The organism is Microbacterium sp. MMO-113 (assembly GCF_037148555.1).
In the GTDB taxonomy this organism is placed as follows: Bacteria; Actinomycetota; Actinomycetes; order Actinomycetales; family Microbacteriaceae; genus Microbacterium.
Window position 1 is genome coordinate 131,228 of the sequence record NZ_JBBCTD010000001.1, and the last position, 17,292, is coordinate 148,519.

At 71.7% G+C, this 17,292-nt stretch carries 13 protein-coding genes; 5 read left to right on the forward strand and 8 right to left on the reverse strand.

Features of this window, described 5'->3' with window-relative positions; all coding sequences use genetic code 11:
* Window positions 1-3: 3 nt before the first annotated feature.
* Complete coding sequence (locus WFJ36_RS00615; RefSeq protein ID WP_336642432.1) at window positions 4-4,803, forward strand: DUF5724 domain-containing protein; 4,800 nt, start codon at window positions 4-6, stop codon at window positions 4,801-4,803.
* 22 nt (window positions 4,804-4,825) lie between these two features.
* On the opposite strand, the gene WFJ36_RS00620 is transcribed toward WFJ36_RS00615, so the two are convergent.
* The 7 genes from WFJ36_RS00620 to WFJ36_RS00650 all read right to left on the reverse strand — a co-directional run bounded on the left by WFJ36_RS00620 (window position 4,826) and on the right by WFJ36_RS00650 (window position 9,951).
* Window positions 4,826-5,596 carry an enoyl-CoA hydratase/isomerase family protein gene (locus WFJ36_RS00620; protein ID WP_071327410.1) on the reverse strand — a complete coding sequence of 257 codons (771 nt, stop codon included), beginning with the start codon at window positions 5,594-5,596 and terminating at the stop codon, window positions 4,826-4,828.
* Between the two features lie 9 nt (window positions 5,597-5,605).
* Entirely contained in the window at window positions 5,606-6,769 is a 1,164-nt protein-coding gene (gene paaE / locus WFJ36_RS00625) for a 1,2-phenylacetyl-CoA epoxidase subunit PaaE (RefSeq protein ID WP_071327409.1), read from the reverse strand.
* Window positions 6,769-7,272 (reverse strand): 1,2-phenylacetyl-CoA epoxidase subunit PaaD, encoded by a 504-nt coding sequence (gene paaD / locus WFJ36_RS00630; RefSeq protein ID WP_071327408.1) that lies wholly within the window; start codon window positions 7,270-7,272, stop codon window positions 6,769-6,771. Before paaD ends, paaE begins: the two co-directional genes overlap by 1 nt.
* Window positions 7,266-8,099, reverse strand: coding sequence for a 1,2-phenylacetyl-CoA epoxidase subunit PaaC (gene paaC / locus WFJ36_RS00635; RefSeq protein WP_071327407.1), 834 nt, complete (start codon window positions 8,097-8,099; stop codon window positions 7,266-7,268). Before paaC ends, paaD begins: the two co-directional genes overlap by 7 nt.
* A gap of 53 nt (window positions 8,100-8,152) precedes the next feature.
* The gene (paaB, locus tag WFJ36_RS00640; RefSeq protein WP_062635989.1) at window positions 8,153-8,458 is read right to left on the reverse strand and encodes a 1,2-phenylacetyl-CoA epoxidase subunit PaaB; all 306 of its coding nucleotides are present in this window, start codon (window positions 8,456-8,458) and stop codon (window positions 8,153-8,155) included.
* Window positions 8,458-9,444, reverse strand: coding sequence for a 1,2-phenylacetyl-CoA epoxidase subunit PaaA (gene paaA, locus WFJ36_RS00645; RefSeq protein ID WP_336642433.1), 987 nt, complete (start codon window positions 9,442-9,444; stop codon window positions 8,458-8,460). The genes paaB and paaA overlap by 1 nt, the downstream gene beginning before the upstream one ends.
* A gap of 87 nt (window positions 9,445-9,531) precedes the next feature.
* Window positions 9,532-9,951 carry a pilus assembly protein CpaE gene (locus WFJ36_RS00650; RefSeq protein WP_071327405.1) on the reverse strand — a complete coding sequence of 140 codons (420 nt, stop codon included), beginning with the start codon at window positions 9,949-9,951 and terminating at the stop codon, window positions 9,532-9,534.
* 89 nt (window positions 9,952-10,040) lie between these two features.
* On the opposite strand from WFJ36_RS00650, the gene WFJ36_RS00655 reads away from it, so the two are divergent.
* Window positions 10,041-12,167 (forward strand): RecQ family ATP-dependent DNA helicase, encoded by a 2,127-nt coding sequence (locus tag WFJ36_RS00655; RefSeq protein ID WP_071327404.1) that lies wholly within the window; start codon window positions 10,041-10,043, stop codon window positions 12,165-12,167.
* Window positions 12,168-12,176: 9 nt separating this feature from the next.
* Here WFJ36_RS00655 and WFJ36_RS00660 read toward each other — a convergent pair whose 3' ends face one another.
* Window positions 12,177-12,944, reverse strand: a complete 768-nt coding sequence (locus WFJ36_RS00660) for an IclR family transcriptional regulator (RefSeq protein ID WP_071327403.1) — start codon at window positions 12,942-12,944, stop codon at window positions 12,177-12,179.
* A 148-nt stretch (window positions 12,945-13,092) separates the two neighbouring features.
* Here WFJ36_RS00660 and dhaK point away from each other — a divergent pair, with 148 nt between their 5' ends.
* The 3 genes from dhaK to ptsP are packed head-to-tail and all read left to right on the forward strand — an operon-like array spanning window position 13,093 to window position 17,272.
* Window positions 13,093-14,085, forward strand: a complete 993-nt coding sequence (gene dhaK / locus WFJ36_RS00665) for a dihydroxyacetone kinase subunit DhaK (RefSeq protein WP_071327402.1) — start codon at window positions 13,093-13,095, stop codon at window positions 14,083-14,085.
* On the forward strand, window positions 14,085-14,726 hold the full coding sequence (gene dhaL / locus WFJ36_RS00670; RefSeq protein WP_071328032.1) for a dihydroxyacetone kinase subunit DhaL: 642 nt from the start codon (window positions 14,085-14,087) through the stop codon (window positions 14,724-14,726). The genes dhaK and dhaL overlap by 1 nt, the downstream gene beginning before the upstream one ends.
* Window positions 14,723-17,272, forward strand: a complete 2,550-nt coding sequence (gene ptsP / locus WFJ36_RS00675) for a phosphoenolpyruvate--protein phosphotransferase (protein WP_083391594.1) — start codon at window positions 14,723-14,725, stop codon at window positions 17,270-17,272. The genes dhaL and ptsP overlap by 4 nt, the downstream gene beginning before the upstream one ends.
* Window positions 17,273-17,292 lie beyond the last annotated feature (20 nt).

Below are 17,292 nucleotides of genomic sequence, written 5' to 3' on the forward strand. Positions count from 1 at the left end.
CCCGTGCTGAGTGCCGACCAGGCAGCCGACCAGCTGCGCGCATTCTGCTCCTGCAAGGCCGGAGCGATGCAGGACGTCCGCGCGCGCGGGCTCACGGCCCCGCGCCTCGCGCGCCGCATCGCCGACAACCTGAACGACAAGAGCGGTGCGCACGACGAAGCGGCGGCCGAGGTGGTGCGCGCCACGTCTCGCGCCCTCGCTGACGAATTCGACGCCCTGCACGAGCGGGCGGCGGCGAAGGTGCTGTCGGCCCTCTGCCCGACGGTCGGGGCGGAACTCGCGTTCTGGTGGGACTGGTCCCGGTCACGCCCGTATCTGCAGGATTGGTGGGGCTCGCAACCCTTCCGCTCCTTCGATCTGGCGTCGACGCTGTCCTCCCGCTGGGAGCGGCTGACGTCGCTCATCCGGCACTTCACCCACTACCCGCAGCCGATGACGTGGCACGCCACCTGGCTCCTTCACCTCTCGGAATACACCCATCTCGGTGACCTCCTCGCATCGGCGGTGGATGCGGGCGACAGCGAGGTTCGTCGCATCCTGGTGGAGAGCCTCACCGGATCGCCGGCGATCGGCGGACCGTCCGCGCACGCGTATGTCGCGCTGCTCGCATCGGCCGACGAAGGCGCCTGGGATGTGGTCGTGGAGCAGCTGCGCGACGCCGGACGCGCGGAAGGACTGCGCACGACGATCCTCACCGCCCTCGACAGCGCCCATCCGGATGCGATCGAACGCGTCCTCGACGTCGTGGTCGATGCGCAGCTCGAGCGTTTCTCGAGCTCGACCCGAGCCGTCGCGGCATGGGTGGGCGAGGAACTGACCGTGCGCGACACCGAGGCCGTGCGCTCCGCACTCGCGACGACCCTGCGCTTTCTCCGCACGCCACCGGACGCCGAGAGTCTCCGGGGTGTCGATCGCGTCGAGGCGTACTTCGGGGTGTGGGCCCTCGCAATACGTGACATCGCGGTCGCGGTCGACGTGGCGACTGCCTTGCTGCGCGACGGGGAGGTCGGGCACCGGATCGCCGCGGCGAGGATGTTGGTCAGACTGTGGCACCCGGCGACCGCTCAACCGCTCGCTCTCGCGCTCGCGGACCAGGAGTTCGCGGTCTTCGCCGCGGCGCTGCAGGCATGGCCTGTCAGCGACGGAACGGCTCAGCGCGACCTGCCTCTGACATCGGAGGCCGTAGCCGCTCTGCGTCGGCGCCGCGCCGAGTCGACCGCCGCGCGCGAGGCGGACATCGGCATCCTGACCCGCCAGAAGGTGTCGATCAAGAGCGCGGCGATCATCGACGTCATCAGCGTCTATGCGAGCGACGAGGAGGTCGATCTCGCTGACGCCTCGCCGGATGTGCGTCGCGCGGCTGCCATCCGATACGGCAGGGACGTCGACCGCTATCGCGCGCCGCTGTTCGCACTTCTCTTCGACGCGTCCTCGCAAGTACGAGGGGCGGCTCGGCGACAGTTTGACGTCGACCGCATCACGACCGCAGAAGCGGTGGAGCTGGAGGGGTCTCTCACGCGCAAGGCGGAGGACATCCGCAAGACCGCTCTCCGGCTGCTGCAGTTGCAGGATGACGAGGAGATCGCGGCATCCGTCAATCGCCTTGCGGTGGGCGCGGCCCTGCAACGTCGGGCTGCCGACGATCTCGCCGCAGTCGCCGGAGTGTCTTCGGCGCCTCCCGTCCAGGAGACGTTCCCCGAAGACGCCAGCGCTGAGGGGCCATATGCGGACCGCCCGGAGGTCCTCCGATTCAGCGTCGAGGAGCGCACCCCCTCCGTGCGTCCCCCCGCTCCAGCCGAGTCGCGCTGGCAGCGATACCACCCGGGAGTGCGTCGGATCTGGCTGTCATTCACGGCGTGGATGGATGAGCACTCAGGCGTGGAGGTGCAGTCGACGACCGGCGTCCGACTTCTCGCGAACCTCTCCTGGCACGAGCTGCGAGCGAACGAGGACGGGAGCATGCCTTTGTCCGAGCTCGTGGATCCCTGGTGGGAGCGCGTGCGCGGAGGGCTCGTCGACGGCGGAGTGGAGCTCGCTCTGCTCGATGTGCTCCATGCGAGACAGGACGCGCTCGGCCTGCGAGTACTCGGAGACATCGGCCGGAGTGCGAGCGACCAGCAGGCATCGTTGCGGTTGTCGCTCCTCGCGAACCTCGGTCGGCGAGAGAGGCGCACATCCTGGGCGGGGCCGATGATGGAGCTGCTCGCGCTCGCCGCGGCCGAGCTGCCGACAGACAGGCTCATCAGCCCGCGCACCATCGAGTTCAGCGAGAACGGCGCCCGCTCCGTCCATGATCCCCGTGAGCGCAGCGAGTTCGGGAAACCGCTCGAATATGTGGATCCGGCGGCTCTCGACGACGACGAGTTGCGCCGGCTGTGGAGTATCCTGCGATTCATCGACGAGCCCGGCGGCGCGGTCGACCAGTGGGGCGGGCCGAAGGTCGAATGGTCCCCTCCTTTCTCTCGGGGCGTGGCCGAGGTCGCGGTCGATCAACCCTTCCGATTCCGCCCGCCGCTCGCCATCGTGCGCGCGGCATTTGAGCGCGGGATCGCCACCCGCGCCGATCTCGCCGACTGGGCGTTCGTGCGTCCGCCGCTGCGCGATGAGCCGCACGGAACGGTGCGGAATCCGCTCGCTTCGCTCAGCTCGATCACGGGCGCGGCGCCGGCGACGCAGACGGTCGTCGAGGCTATTCAGCGGACGGTCGTCGAGCTCGAGTTGCCCCGTGGTGATCTCATGACACCGTATTCACGGATGGCGACCTCGCTGGAGCGGGCGACCGGGACCGAGACTCTGGTCGCGACGCTCCGAGCGCTCGGTCGTCGTCCGTTCGAGCGCAAGTCGATATCACCTGCCGACCGTGAATCGGTTCTGTCGCACCTCGTCAGAGTGCATCACCCCGCGCCGGACGAGTCCGCGGAAACGGCGCGTCGTGCTCTCGCCGGCTCCCAGATCACGGAGACCCGCATCGTCGAGACGGCGATGTATGCCCCACAGTGGGCGGAGGTGTTCGAGCAGTATCTTGGCTGGCCGGGATTCGCCTCGGCGGTCTGGTGGGTGCACGCTCACACGCCTGTGGACACGTATTGGCTCGACGGCAGCATTCGCGCATACCGGGCGCGGGAGATCGCGCAGCGCACGCCGGTGACGACGGAGGATCGGTACCGCGGCTGCGCGGACGCCGCGTGGTTCCGTCGGATGCGCGCCGAACTCGGTGACGAGCGGCTCGACCGCGTACTCAAGGCCGCGAGATACGCCTCCGTGTCGGGGGAGCACAAGCAGGCCGAGCTCTTCGCGGACGTGCTGCGCGGCCAGATCGGCGCGGACGAGCTGCTGACCCGCATGCACGAGAAGCGGCACCAGGATGCCGTCCGTGCCTATGGGCTCCTGCCCCTGCCGGAGCGGGAGTCGGACGTCCTTCTGCGTCGCTACGAAGTGCTGCGCGGCTTCGTGAGTACAGGGAGGTCCAATGGTCCTCAGCGTCGCGCCGCCGAGACGGCCGCGGTGCACACCGCACTGGAGAATCTGGCGCGCGGCGCCGGCTATCGCGATCCGCAGCGGCTGATCTGGGCCATGGAGGCGCGGACCGCCGCCGATCTGGCGCAGGGGGCGGTCGTCGCCGTCGACGGCGACGTCACCGTCAGTCTGTCGATCGACGAGCAGGGGATGCCGGTGATCGGGGTCGACCGTGCAGGCAAGGCGCTCGCCGCCGTGCCGTCGAAGAGCCGCAAGGTCGAGGCGATCGCGGCAGTGACGAATCGCGCCAAAGAACTCAAGAACCAGGCGCGGCGCATGCGGTCGTCTCTCGAGGCGGCGTGCGTGCTCGGCGACGTTTTCGACCCCGAGGAGTTCGTGCTCCTGCGCGATCACCCCCAGCTCGGCAGGATGCTGGCCGATCTCGTGCTCGTCGACGCGGAGGGGAGGGTAGGTTTCCTCTCCGCCGATGGTGATCATCTCGTGAGCGTCGATGGGACGACGATCGAGCCGCTCGGACGACTGCGCATCGCGCATCCCGTTGATCTCCTCGCGAGCGGCGACTGGCCCGACCTGCAGCACGCGATCATGATGCGCGGACGCCCGCAGCCGTTCAAGCAGGTGTTCCGCGAGCTCTACACGCCCACCGAGAACGAGCGTGGCGAGGGCGGAGTATCGTCGCGCCGTTACGTCGGGCATCAGATCGACGCACGTCGCGCCTCCGGACTCTTCGCCGCTCGGAACTGGGTTCGGTACCACGGGAACGGCTTCGAGCGCACCTTCCACAACGAGAAGATCCACGTCTTCTGCAACGTCGAGGACGGCTGGGGGACAGCGGCCGAGGTCGAAGGCGCGACGATCAACGACGTGCGGTTCGGGCCGGTGGGATCGTGGCGGGCGATCGCGCTCGACAAGGTGCCACCGAGGGTCTACTCCGAGGCGATGCGCGACCTCGATCTTGTGGTCTCGGTCGGGCACGCGAGCGGTGTCGATCCCCAGGGGTCGGAGTCGGCGGTCGAGGTGCGCGCGCGCATCGTGGATGAGACGTGCCTCATGCTCGGAATCGTCAACGTCGAGGTGTCCGGCCACCACGCGCGCGTGACCGGAGCGCTCGGCACGTACTCGGTACATCTCGGCTCGGGCATCGTGCACCTGATCCCCGGCAACACCTTGTTCGTCATCCCGGTCGGTGCGCAGCACCGCGGGCGTGTCTTCCTGCCCTTCGTCGACGACGATCCGCGGACCGCGGAGATCGTCTCCAAGGTCGTCATGCTCGCGGCCGACGACAAGATCAAGGACCCGACGATCCTGGGTCAGTTGGTGCGGTGAGCGCAGCCCCGGCCATCGTCGGTCAGCGCCCGCGGAACTCCGGCTTCCGCTTCTCCTGGAACGCGGCGAAGCCCTCGCGGTAGTCTTCCGTGTCGCACAGGGCGGCCTGCGCCGCGTTCTCGACGTCGATGGACTCCCACAGGGTGAGGCGTTCGTCGCGGATGCGGGCGACGAGCTCCTTGCTCGCTCGGAAGGCGGCTGTGGCGCCGTGGGCGGCCTTCCCCGCAGCGGCCGTCGCGGCGGCCTGCACCTCGTCGTCCGGGAGCACCTGGGAGAAGAGCCCCGAGCGCACGGCTTCCGTGCCGCTCATGAGCCGGCCGGTGTAGATGAGGTCGAGCGTCTTGTGCGCGCCGAGCCGGTCGAGGAACAGCGCGTGCCCGCCGGAGTCGAGGGTCGCGCCGAGTGCGGCGAACGGGGAGCCGATCTTCGCGGACTCGGCGACGTACACGACGTCGGTCGCGATGAGCAGGCCGAGTCCCACGCCCAGGCAGGCGCCGTGCGCGACGGCGAACGTCGGCGCCGGGAAGCGGGACATCCGCTGCAGCAGCGGTGTCACCCGCCCGCCGAGGTAGCCGAGCACGTCGTCGTCGCGCGGATCGACGGCGGAGATGTCCCGACCGGCGCAGAACGCCCGCCCTTCACCGCGGAGCAGCAGCGCGCGCACCCCGGCGGCCTCGGCATCCCGGTACGCGGCGTCGAGCTCCGCGAGGGCGGCCTCGTCCAGGGCGTTGAGCTTCGCGGGGGCGTCGAGCACCACGGTGGCGACGTCGTCGGCGATGGCGAGATCGATCATCAGGACTCCTCAGACGTCGTAGTCCACGACCACGCGGTCGCTGGTCGGATGGGACTGGCAGGTGAGCACGTAGCCGCGCTCCAGCTCGTCTGGCTCCAGGGCGTAGTTCTCGGTCATCGTGACGCTGCCCTCGATCACGCGCGCGCGGCAGGTGCCGCAGACGCCACCCGCGCATGCGAACGGCGCGTCCGGCCGCACCCGCAGTGCGGCGTTCAGCACCGACTCGCGCGCCGCGACCGGGCTCTCCACCGTCGAGGACACGCCGTCGAGGTTCACCTCGATCCGCACCGTCTTCTCGCCCGAGCGCACCGTGACCGGCCGGGCGGCCCGCACCGGCTCGTCGCCGGTCGTGAACAGCTCGAAGCGCACGTGCTCGCGGGGTACGCCCACGTCGGCCAGCACCTCCCGGCAGAGGTCGACGAGCGCGAGCGGTCCGCACAGGAACCACTCGTCCACGTCGGCCGGGTCGATCAGCGCGTCGAGGATCGTCCGCAGCTTGGGCTCGTCGATGCGGCCGGAGAGCACCGGCGCGGTCCGCTGCTCGCGGGACAGCACGTGGTGCAGCGTGAGCCTCGTCGGGTAGCGGTCCTTGAGGTCGGCGAGGTCTTCCAGGAACATCACGTCCAGCGTCGACCGGTTCGTGTAGAGGAGCGTGAACCGCGAGGTCTGCGACCGGGAGAGCACGGTGTGCGCGAGAGCCATCAGCGGCGTGATCCCGGAGCCGGCCGCGATGCCGACGACGTGCTTCTCGTCCAGGTCGTCGAGGCCGGAGGTGAACGTGCCCTGGGGGCTCATGACGTCGATGCGGAAGCCCGGGTGCAGGCCGGTCTGGGCCCACGTGGAGAACGTCCCGCCCTCGTCGCGCTTCACGGCGACGCTCAGGCGGGTGGGCGCCCCGTCGGTGCGATGCTCGGGCGCCCGGCAGAGCGAATAGGAACGCCGCACCTCCACGCCGTCCAGCGTCGTGCGCAGCGCCACGTACTGCCCGGGGAGGTGGTCGTAGTCGTCGGCGAGCTCCGCGGGCACCGTGAAGGTCACCTCGACGGAGTCCTCGGTGAGCGGCCGGACGTCCTCGACCTCGAGCGTGTGGAACCGGGCACGGCCGCGCGCCCGGGCGGGGGAGGCGGGGGAGGGCGCCGGCGTCGTCGCCGGGCCGGGGGAGAACAGCGACATCAGTGCACCTTGAAGTGATCGAAGGGTTCCAGGCAGGCCCGGCACTCGTACAGCGCCTTGCACGAGGTCGAGCCGAAGCGGGAGACCTCACGGGTGTCGAGCGAGCCGCAGCGAGGGCAGCGCACGCTGAGGGCGAGCCGGATCGGACCGGCGGGGACGGCCGCACGGCCGCTGGGCGGCGCGATCCCGTAGGCGCGGAGCTTCTGCTTCCCGGCGTCGCTCATCCAGTCGGTGGTCCACGCGGGGGAGAGCACGAGCCGCACCTCGACGTCGGCGAACCCGGCGGCCGTGAGCGCGAGCACCACGTCGTCGCGGATCGTGTCCATGGCCGGGCACCCGCTGTAGGTCGGCGTGATGTCGACGACCACGCGCTCGCCGCGGAGCTCGACCGCCCGCAGCACCCCGAGGTCCTCGATCGTGAGCACCGGCACCTCCGGGTCCGGCACGGCGGCGGCGATCCGCCACGCCTCGGCCTTCGCGTCGGCGGTGGTCCGGGTCACCATGACGCCCCCGGGTGCCGTCGCGCCAACACCTGCATCTCGGCGAGGATGTGCCCGAGCGGGGTCGCGTGCGCGCCGTTCCGGCCGCCCGCCGCCGACGCCGACACCTGCGGGACGGTGAGCTCGGCCTCCGCGAAGACGGTGGCGATGACCGCGTCGAACGGTGCACGGAGGGTCGACGGGCGCACGGCGACGTCGCCCAGTCGATCGATCAGGGATTCGTCGCGGAAGAGCTCGTCGACGTAGGGCCACACGTCCGTGAGGGCACGGATCATCCGCCGCCGCGACTCCTCCGTGCCGCCCGCGAGGCGCAGCACCCACTGCACGGCGTGGTCGCGGTGGTAGTCGACCTCCTTGAGCGCCTTCTCCGCGATCGCGGCGAACGTTGGCTCGGTGCTCGCACGGAGGGCGGTGTACAGCTCCACCAGGTAGACCGAGGCGACGAGCTGTCGGGCGATGGTCTGCGCGAAGTCGCCGTTCGGCTGCTCCATGATCCAGGCGCTGCGGAACTCCGGCTCGTCTCGGAAGTACGCGAGGTCGTCTTCGGAACGGCCGTCCCACGTGCCCGCGAAGTGCAGGAAGGAGCGCGCGTGGCCGAGCAGGTCGAGGGCGATGTTGCCGAGCGCCACGTCCTCCTCCAGCTCAGGGGCCCGGGAGATCCAGGCGCCGAGCTGCTGCGACAGGATGAGGGCGTCGTCGCCGAGCCACAGGGCGTACTCGGCGATGTCGGCGCTCGCCGCGGTCGTGCCCGCGCCGGCCAGTTCCTCGCTGAGCCTCAGCTCGTCGACGGAGACGTCGCCGTGTGCCTCCCCGTGGACGTCGCCGACCACCTGAGCGGAGCCGGTTCCCGGAGCCTGGCTGGGTCCCTGAGCTTGTCGAAGGGTCACAGGTGCGGCACCCCCTCGGAGGCGGTGTAGTACACCGCGTGCCGGTAGTTCTTGCCGGCGGGACTCTCGAAGTACGCCCCCTTGGCATCGGGGTCGCTCGTGGTGATCGCCTCGGCGGGGACCGCCCAGATCGACACGCCCTCGCCCCGGCGGGTGTAGAGGTCGCGCGCGTTGCGGATGGCCATGTCGGCGTCGGGGGCGTGCAGCGAGCCGACGTGCACGTGGCTCAGCCCGCGGTTCGCCCGCACGAAGATCTCCCACAGGGGCCACGGTTCGTGTTCGACGTGTCCGGGGGTCGCCATCACGCCACCGCCCCTTCAGGGGTCAGGCGGGAACGCTGCTTGCGGGCGTACTCCGCGGCGGCCTCCCGCACCCACGCGCCCTCGTCGTGCGCCGTGCGGCGGCGCTCCAGACGCTCGGCGTTGCACGGGCCGTTGCCGCGCAGCACCTGGAAGAACTCGTCCCAGTCGATCTCGCCCATCTCGTAGCGACCGGTCTCCTCGTCGAACCGTAGGTCCGGGTCGGGGAGGGTGACGCCGAGGATCTCGGCCTGCGGCACGAGCATGCCGACGAACCGCTGACGCAGCTCGTCGTTGGAGAAGCGCTTGATCTTCCACGCGATCGACTGGGCGGAGTTGGGGGACTGGTCGTCGGGCGGCCCGAACATCGCCAGGCTCGGCCAGTACCAGCGGTCCACCGCGTCCTGCGCCATCTGCCGCTGCTCGTCGGTGCCGCGCATGAGCGAGAGCAGGATCTCGAACCCCTGGCGCTGGTGGAACGACTCCTCCTTGCAGATGCGCACCATCGCGCGCCCGTAGGGACCGTAGGAGGCGCGGCACAGCGGCACCTGGTTACAGATCGCGGCGCCGTCGACGAGCCAGCCGATCGCGCCCATGTCGGCCCAGGTGGGGGTGGGGTAGTTGAAGATCGACGAGTACTTCGCCGTGCCGGAGATGAGCTGGTCCATCATCTCGTCGCGGGTGATGCCGAGGGTCTGCGCGGCGGAGTAGAGGTAGAGCCCGTGCCCGGCCTCGTCCTGCACCTTCGCCATGAGGATCGCCTTGCGCTTGAGGCTCGGGGCGCGGGTGATCCAGTTGCCCTCGGGCTGCATGCCGATGATCTCGGAGTGGGCGTGCTGGGAGATCTGCCGGATGAGCGTCTTGCGATAGGCCTCGGGCATCCAGTCGCGCGGCTCGATGCGCTGCTCGTTCGCGATCAGCTCGTCGAACAGGCGTTCCTCGTCGGAGGTCTCGCCGTCCACGAGGGACAGGTCTGCGGGACTGGTCATCGTCGACTCCTCGGGCTCCGGTCCTTCTTTACTGACCGATCGTTAGGTAATTCTGACACACGCGACGGCCCGATTCAACAGGGCGTGTCAGCGGGAGCGCGAGATCAGCGCCAGCAGCGCGCGGCCGTAGGCCTCCGCCGGGTCCGGGTGCTCGAACCACAGGGGAGCGCCGCCGAGCTCGATCTCGACGCGGAACGTGTCGGGGAGGCGGGTGAGGGCGCGGAACGTCCCGCGGAGCAGGTCGCGCAGCTGGTCCTCGCGCGGCAGCCACACCGCATCGGCGAGCGTCACGGCGTCGAGCGCCCACTCCGTCGTGCCGTTGAAGGCGAGATCCGTCCCGGCCGGCGTCTGCCGCGCCTCGATGGTCATCGCGCTGACCGTGAAGACGTCGGCCTCCGCCTCCAGCTCCACCTCGTCCGGCAGATCGAGCTGGAAGCGGTCACCCTCCGTGGGCTTCCAGTTCAGACCGGCATCGCGAAGCGCGACGGCGAGTTCGCGGGTGATCATTCCTCCACGCTACGGCCTCCACGGCGGTCATCCACCGAGACCGGGCGGCGGTCGGAGTCCTGTCGGAGGTCTGCGGCAGAGTGGACGGTATGACCTCCCCGACTGCCGTGCCCCTCCGTGAGGCCGCCCGCGCCGCTCTCGGCGAACTCGTCGGCCGTCCCGACGTCGACTTCCATGCCGGCCAGTTCGAGGCGATCGAGGCGCTGGTGGAGGGGCGTCGCCGCGCGCTCGTGGTGCAGCGCACGGGGTGGGGGAAGTCGGCGGTGTACTTCGTCGCGACGCTGCTCCGCCGCCGGCAGGGGGCCGGCCCCACCGTGCTCGTCTCTCCGCTCCTGGCGCTCATGCGCGACCAGATCGCCGCGGCCGAGCGGGCGGGCGTGCGCGCCGTGGCGATCAACTCGACCAACGCCCACGAGTGGGCGGAGGTGCAGGAGCGGCTCGCCGGAGACGACGTGGACGTGCTGCTCGTCTCGCCGGAGCGGTTGAACAACCCGGCCTTCCGTGAGGAGCAGCTGCCCGCGCTGGTGGCGCGGCTCGGCATGCTCGTCGTCGACGAGGCGCACTGCATCAGCGACTGGGGGCACGACTTCCGCCCGGACTACCGCCGACTGCGCGACCTCATCGCGCAGATGCCCGCCGACGTGCCGGTGCTGGCGACGACCGCGACGGCCAACTCCCGCGTGGTGGCCGACGTGGCCGAGCAGCTCGGGGCGCTGCCTGGTGGCGCGGGGGGAGCGGAGGCGGTGCCCGTGCTCACGATCCGCGGGCCGCTCGCCCGCACCTCGCTGCGGCTCGGCGTGCTCCGCCTCAAGGACTCGGCGAGCCGCCTGGCCTGGCTGCTCAGCCACCTCGACGACCTCCCCGGCAGCGGGATCATCTACACGCTGACGGTGGCGGCGGCGGTCGACACCGCGCGGTTCCTGCGCGACCACGGCCACGACGTGCGCGCCTATACGGGGCAGACCGACCCCGAGGAGCGTGCGGAGTCGGAGGGCATGCTCAAGCGCAACGAGGTGAAGGCACTCGTGGCCACCAGCGCCCTCGGCATGGGGTTCGACAAGCCGGACCTCGGGTTCGTCGTCCACCTCGGAGCCCCGTCCTCACCCGTGGCGTACTACCAGCAGGTGGGACGAGCGGGGCGTGCCAGCGAGAGCGCCGACGTGCTCCTGCTCCCCGGTGTCGAAGACCGCGAGATCTGGCACTACTTCGCGACCGCGTCGATGCCCGATCGGGAGCGTGCGGAACGGGTGATCGCGGCGCTCGGCGACAGCCCGATCTCGACGCCGGCGCTGGAGGCCCTCGTCGACATCCGCCGCACGCCGCTCGAGCTGCTGCTGAAGGTGCTCGACGTGGATGGTGCCGTGCGTCGGGTGCAGGGTGGGTGGGTCGCGACGGGACAGCCGTGGACGTACGACGCCGAGCGCTACGAGCGCATCGCCGCCGAGCGGGTGGCGGAACAGGAGCACATGCTCGAGTACGAGCGCACGGACGGCTGCCGCATGGCCTTCCTGCAGCGGGCTCTTGACGACGACACCGCGGCTCCCTGCGGCCGGTGCGACAACTGCGCGGGCGTGTGGTTCCCGGCGGAGGTCGCGCAGACGGCGAGCGTGCAGGCGGCGGCCTCCCTCGACCGGGTCGGCGTGCCGGTCGAACCGCGTCGCGCGTGGCCGACAGGGGCCGACCGCCTCGATGTGCCGGTGCGTGGCCGCATCCCCGCGGGGGAGCAGGCCGATGAGGGACGTGCCCTCGCCCGGCTCACCGACCTCGGCTGGGGCGGCACGCTGCGCGAGGTCTTCGCGGCAGGCGCCCCGGACGCCCCGATCAGCCCGGCGCTGCTGCAGGCGTGCGTGCGCGTGCTCGCCGGGTGGGGCTGGGCGGAGCGGCCGGTGGCCGTGATCGCGATGCCGTCGCGGTCGCATCCGCAGCTCGTCGACTCCCTCGCCCGCGGGCTGTCCGAGATCGGGCGGCTGCCGTACCTCGGCGCGCTGGAGTGGCGGGGCGGAGGGCCGTCGGGGCAGGCGGGCGGGAACAGCGTGTTCCGGCTCGCGGGGGTGTGGGACCGGTTCGACGCGGCGCATCTCGAGGTCCCCGCCGGTCCGGTCTTGCTCGTCGACGACCTCATCGACAGTCGCTGGACCCTGACGGTCGCAGCGCGCGCGGTGCGGCAGGCCGGGGCCACGGCCGTGCTGCCGTTCGCGCTCGGCCTGCGCGGCTGACCACCGTCGTCAGTCCTCGGCGGGGGCCACGGGCGGTGGCCAGGTCGTCGCGCCGAGTTCGCGGGAGATGTTCCGTGCCGTCTCGCGGAGCGCGTGCATGACGGTGTCGGATGCCGGCGCCTCCGCGGTCGGCAGCACGACGGCCACCGCGGCGACGATCGTGTTCGAGGCGTCGGCGATCGGCGCCGCGAGGGACGACTCGCCGAGGACGGCCTCATCGCTCTCCGCCGCCGTCCCGCGCTCCGCGATCCCCGGCAGCTCGAGGGTCAGTCGGGCCACGTCGGTGATGGTGTCGCCGGTGAGGCTGCGCAGGGGCTCGGCGAACACGCTCTGCTGGAAGCCCTGGTCGTACGCGAGGAGCACCTTCCCCATCGCGGAGGCGTGCGCGGGGACCGCCATCCCCGTCTCCAGCATCTGCGGGCTGTCGTCGGGGCGGAGGTTGTGATGGATGACGAGGACGTCCGTGAGGTGCGGGGCGCCGAGGCGCACGGACAGCTCCGTCCGCCGCGCCAGGTCCTGCGTCCAGCGCATCGCCCGCGCCCGCACGTCCAGGGTGTCGAGGTAGACGTTGCTCAGTCGCAGCAGTGTGGGGCCGAGCATGTACCGCTGTCCGCCGCGCTCCTTCGCGACGAGGCCGTGCGCGCGCAGCGACTTCACCAGGCCGTGCACGGTCGACGGCGGCAGGCTCAGGGCCGCGGAGAGGTCCGTGATGCCGAGGTGGCGGGCGCCCTGGAGCAGGTCGAGGATCTTCGCCGCGCGGTCGATCGCCTGGATCATGCGCGTCCTCCTTCCGGTCGTCGTTGAGCCCGGTCTCCGGTCGCCGGATCGATCTTGACAACCCGGCAGGCTCCGAGCATATTCGACATTGACGAATCCCTTTCGGATTTTCGCTCGAGACTCACGCCGCATCAAAGGAGATCGCAGGATGAAGAAGCTCATCAACGCCCCGGAGGACGTCCTCGTCGAGTCCCTGAAGGGCGTCGCCGCCGCGCACCCCGAACTCTCGGTCGACCTGGAGAACCACGTCATCACCCGAGCGACACCGAAGGAACAGGGCAAGGTGGCCGTCGTCTCCGGCGGTGGATCGGGCCACGAGCCGCTGCACGGCGGCTACGTCGGCACCGGCATGCTCGACGCGGCCGTCGCCGGCGAGGTCTTCACCTCGCCCACCCCCGACCGCGTGCAGGTCGCCACCCAGGCGGTCGACCGCGGGGCGGGTGTGCTGCACATCGTCAAGAACTACACCGGCGATGTGCTGAACTTCGAGATGGCCGCCGAGCTCGCCGCCATGGAGGGGATCGAGGTCGGCACGGTCGTCGTGGACGACGACGTGGCCGTGCAGGACTCGCTCTACACCGCGGGGCGGCGCGGCGTCGGCCTCACGGTCCTGCTGGAGAAGCTCGTGGGGGCGGCCGCGGAGGAGGGCCGCGACCTCGCGGCCGTGGTCGACCTCGCGAAGCGCATCAACGGTCAGGGACGCTCCATGGGCATGGCCCTCACCAGCTGCACGGTCCCCGCGGCGGGCAAGCCCACCTTCGACCTCCCCGACGACCAGATGGAGATCGGCATCGGCATCCACGGCGAGCCGGGACGTCACCGTGAGCCGCTCGCCCCCGCGTCCGAGATCGCACGGCAACTCGTCGAGCCGATCCTGGGCGACCTCGACGCCACCGGGCCCGCGATCGTGATGCTCAACGGCATGGGAGCCACGCCCCTGATCGAGCTCTACCTCATGTACGGCGAGGTCGCGTCGATCCTGGAGAAGTCCGGCGTGCAGATCGCGCGCAACCTGGTCGGCAACTACATCACCTCCCTCGACATGGCCGGGTGCTCCGTCACGGTGCTGAAGGCGGACGACGAGCTGCTGCGCCTGTGGGACGCACCGGTGAACACCCCCGGCCTGCGGTGGGGTGCGTGATGGCGGCCGTCGACACCGACGTCCTCGTCGACTGGATCTCCCGCTACCGGGAAGCCGTCACCGCGCAGCGGGACTGGCTCACGGAACTGGACTCCGCGATCGGGGACGCCGATCACGGCGCGAACATGGCGCGCGGCTTCACGGCGGCCGGGGAGAAGCTCGCGGCGACGACGCCCGCGACGATCGACGAGCTGCTCAAGTCCGTCGGCATGACCCTGGTGAGCTCGGTGGGCGGCGCGAGCGGCCCCCTCTACGGCACGTTCTTCCTGCGCATGGGGATGTCCGCCGGTGCGGTGACGACGCTCGACGGACCGGCGCTCGCCGCCGCGCTCCGAGCGGGGCTGGAGGGCATCGTCGCGCGGGGCAAGCCCGAGGCGGGTGACAAGACCATGTTCGACGCCATGGCTCCCGCGGTGGACGCCTTCGACGCCGCCCTCGCCGGAGGAGCCGATACCGCGGCCGCCGCCAGGGCGGCGGCGGCTGCCGCGGATGCCGGGCGCGACGCCACGGTACCGCTCGTCGCCCGGAAGGGCAGGGCGAGCTACCTCGGTGAACGCAGCGCGGGCCACCTCGACCCCGGTGCCGCCTCGACGGCGCTCCTGTTCGAGGCGCTCGCGGCGGCCCTCGCGGACGCCGGATGATCGGGATCGTCGCCGTCTCGCACAGCGCCCGGCTCGGGGAGGCGGCGCTCGAACTCGCCCTGCAGATGGTCCCGGGCGGCGGCGTGCCGGTGCGTATCGCGGCCGGGGCGGGCGTGGACGCCGACGGCGCGCCCATCCTCGGGACGGATGCCGTCGCGGTGTCCGCGGCGATCGACGAGCTCGCCGCCGAGGTCGACGGCGTGCTCGTGCTGATGGACCTCGGGTCGGCCGTGCTGAGTGCCGAGCTCGCGCTGGAGCTGCGCAGCAGCGAGGTGCCGGTGCGGCTCGCGCCCGCGCCATTCGTGGAGGGGCTCCTCGCCGCGGTGGTGGGCGCGGCGGCCGGGGGCGACCTCGATGCGGTCGCCGCTGAAGCCGCCTCGGCGCTGGCCGCGAAGACCGGTCAGCTCGCCCCGACGGACGATGCGACGGCAGAAGACACCGAGCGGTCGCCCGCGGAGCCCGCTTCTGACGGGCCGAAGCCGGCCGGGGAGACCGTCTCCCGTCGTGTGCGGGTGCGCAACCCTCTCGGCATCCATGCCCGACCCGCCGCGCTGATCGCGGAGTCGGCGGCGGGCGCGGACGTCCGTCTGCGGCGGCTGCCGGACGGCCCGGAAGCCGCCGCCGGGAGCCTGACCCGGTTGCTCGCACTCGGCGCGCGGCAGGGCACCGAGATCGAGCTCACCGGTCGAGGCGCGGACGCGGAGGCGGCGATCGACCGCCTGGTCTCGCTCTTCGAGGGAGGGTTCGGCGAGGGCGTCGAGTCGGACGAGGGCGCCGCCGGAAGCCCCGGAACCGCACCCGCGCCCGCGCGCGACACCGCGCGGGACGACCAGGAAGGAGCCCGGGCCGACGACGAGTCGGCGCCGCCGCCGGAGATCGTCTCCGGGACCGTGCTGCAGGGCCGCGGCGTCAGCCCGGGACGGGTGGCCGCGAGGGCGGTGTCCCTCGCGCCGGCACTCCCGGAACCGGATGTCGAGACCGTCGTCCCGCCGGAGGGCCGGGAGGCCGAGGTCTCCACGATCGAGTGGGCCGCGGTGGCCGTCGCCGATCAGCTGCGTTCGCGCGCCGAACGGGCCCGCGGGGAGGCACGGGCGATCCTGGACGCGTCCCGGCTCCTCGCCTCCGACCCGGAGCTCGTCGCCGAAGCCACCGCCCTCGTGCGCGCACAGGGGCGCACGGCGGCGCGAGCGGTCTGGGAGACGTCCGCGGCGCACGAGGCGGCGCTCACGGCTCTCGGCGGGAGGATGGCGGAACGAGCCGCCGACATCCGTGACGTCCGCGACCGCATGATCGCCGAGATCCTCCGGGTGGACATGCCGGGAGTCCCCGAGCGAGACGAGCCCTTCGTCCTCGTCGCGAGCGACCTGGCCCCCGCCGACACGGCAGCGCTGGACGGCGGGAGCTGCGTCGCTCTCGTGACCGCGGACGGCGGGCCCACGTCGCACACGGCGATCATCGCGCGGGCACTGGGACTGCCTGCCGTGGTCGGGGTGCCAGGGGCGACCGGCATCCGCGAGGGCGCCATGCTTCTCGTCGACGGCGATCGCGGCACGATCCACGTCGATCCGGACGAGGCGGAGATCGCCGAGGCGCGGGCCGCGGCGGTCGTGGTGACCTTCGACGGACGGGGCCGTCTCGCGGACGGGACCCGCGTGCCCCTCCTGGCCAACGTCGGAGGAGCGTCGGATGCCGGGAGCGCGGCCGCGGCGCACGCCGAGGGGGTCGGGCTCTTTCGCACCGAGTTCTGCTTCCTCGACCGGACGGCGGCGCCGAGCATCCAGGAGCAGGTCGAGGCCTACCGCGGGGTGCTGCGCGCATTCCCCGGGCGGAAGGTCGTCGTGCGCACCCTGGATGCGGGGAGTGACAAGCCGCTGCCGTTCGCGAACGACGACGACGAGGAGAACCCCGCGCTGGGCGTGCGGGGTCTGCGCCTCTCGCGTCGCCGGCCCGCTCTGCTCGACGACCAGCTGCGCGCGCTGGCCAGGGCTGCCGATGCGGAATCCGCCGAGGTGGAGGTCATGGCCCCGATGGTCGCCACGGTCGACGAGGCGGCGGACTTCGCGGCGCGGTGCCGTGCCGCGGGGCTGGACAGAGCGGGGATCATGATCGAGACCCCGGCGGCGGCGCTGCTGGCCGCCGAGCTGTTCGAGGTCGTGGACTTCGTGAGCCTCGGGACCAACGATCTCGCGCAGTACACCCTGGCCGCGGACCGGCTGTCCAGTGCGCTCGCCGATCTCAACGATCCCTGGCAGCCGGCGGTGCTGCGGCTGATCGGGACGGTCGGGGCCGCGGGACGGGCGGCGGGAAAGCCGGTCGGGATCTGCGGGGAGGCGGCCGGGGACCCGGCACTCGCCCCCGTGCTCGTCGGGCTCGGCGCGACCTCGCTGTCGATGACGCCCCGTGCGCTCGGGCGGGTGGCGGCCGCACTCGACGCGGCGGACCCGGACGAGTGCCGTCGGGCGGCCGAAGATGCGAGCGGCGCGGCGACCGCCGCGGAGGCGCGGAGCGCAGCAGCTCTCGTGCTCGGCGGAGGCCAGACGGGCTGAGTCGAACCGCCGTCCGACCG